This is a genomic window from Streptomyces phytophilus (assembly GCF_013870535.1).
GTDB lineage: Bacteria > Actinomycetota > Actinomycetes > Streptomycetales > Streptomycetaceae > Streptomyces > Streptomyces phytophilus.
This window is the reverse complement of the sequence record NZ_JACBXC010001520.1, coordinates 1-1,289: the sequence shown is the minus strand read 5'-3', so window position 1 is coordinate 1,289 and position 1,289 is coordinate 1. Positions and strand designations below refer to the sequence as shown.

Sequence of the window (1,289 nt, the reverse complement as noted above, 5' to 3'; positions counted from 1 at the left end):
CAAGCTCGCCCCGGCCGCCGGCGCCGCCTTCGACGGCTCGCCGCAGCAGACCGACATCGCCGTCGACACCGGCGAGCGCGCGCAGGAGTTCACCGGCGCGGGCGCGTCGGTCACGGAGGCGTCCGCGCGGCTGATCTCCGATCTGCCGCAGGGCACGCGGGACTCGCTGATGACCGACCTGTTCGGCGCCGGCGCCGACGGCATCGCGCTCGACTACCTGCGCCAGCCCTTCGGCGGCACCGACTTCGTCGCCGAGCTGCCCTACTACTCGTACGAGGACCAGCAGGGCTCCTTCTCCGTCGACCGCGACCGTGCCGAGATCCTGCCGCTGCTGAACCAGGCGCTCGGTGTGAACGGCGACATCCGCGTCATGGCCACGCCCTGGTCGGCGCCCGGCTGGATGAAGGACTCCGGGAAGCTGGAGGGCGGCAGCCTCGCGCCCGAGCACTACGGCGACTACGCCGACTACCTGGTCAAGGCGCTGGAGGCGTACGCGGAGGCGGGGGTGCCGGTCGACGACCTGACGGTGGCGAACGAGCCGCTGTTCGAGACCTCGTACCCCTCAATGGGCATGTCGGCGTCCGAGCAGGCCGACTTCCTGCGCGTGCTGGACGGCAGGCTCGCCGCGGCCGGGCTCGGCACGCAGCTCTTCGTCTACGACCACAACTGGGACCGCCCCGACTACCCGCTCCAGGTGCTGGACGCCACCGGCGACCTGGACCGCGTGCAGGGCGCGGCGTTCCACTGCTACGGCGGCTCGCCCGAGGCGCAGCAGCAGGTGCGCGACGCCGGCCACCGGGTGTTCTTCACCGAGTGCTCGGGCACCGACAGCGACGACGCCTCGCGGACGTTCGCCGACACGCTCAAGTGGCAGACGGAGAACCTCGTCATCCGCAGCCTGCGCGCCGGCTCGGAGACCGTGGTGATCTGGAACCTCGCCCTCGACTCCGGGGGCGGGCCGCACTTCGGGCACTGCGGCACCCGCTGCAACGGCGTGGTCGAGGTCGACGGCGGCACGGTCACGAAGAACGCGGAGTACTACCTGCTGGGCCACGTCTCGAAGTTCGTCGACCGCGGCGCCGTGCGCGTCGGGTCGACGACCGAGGGGCCCGGCGGCGTGCAGAACGTGGTCTTCGAGAACCCCGACGGCTCCCGCGCCGCGGTCGTGCTCAACGCCACCGGCGGCACCCGGACGTTCTCGGTCACGGAGAACGGCGCGTCGCTGACGTACGAGCTGCCGGCGGGCGCGGTCGCCACCTTCACCTGGCCCGGGGCGCCCGCGGCCTGAC

At 72.5% G+C, this 1,289-nt stretch carries 1 protein-coding gene; it reads left to right on the top strand.

Going from position 1 to position 1,289, the window contains the following annotated elements:
• Positions 1-1,288: glycoside hydrolase family 30 protein (locus H5J30_RS33905; protein ID WP_181791638.1), on the top strand; the 1,288-nt coding region annotated here is incomplete at its 5' end.
• Between the last annotated feature and the right edge of the window lies 1 nt (position 1,289).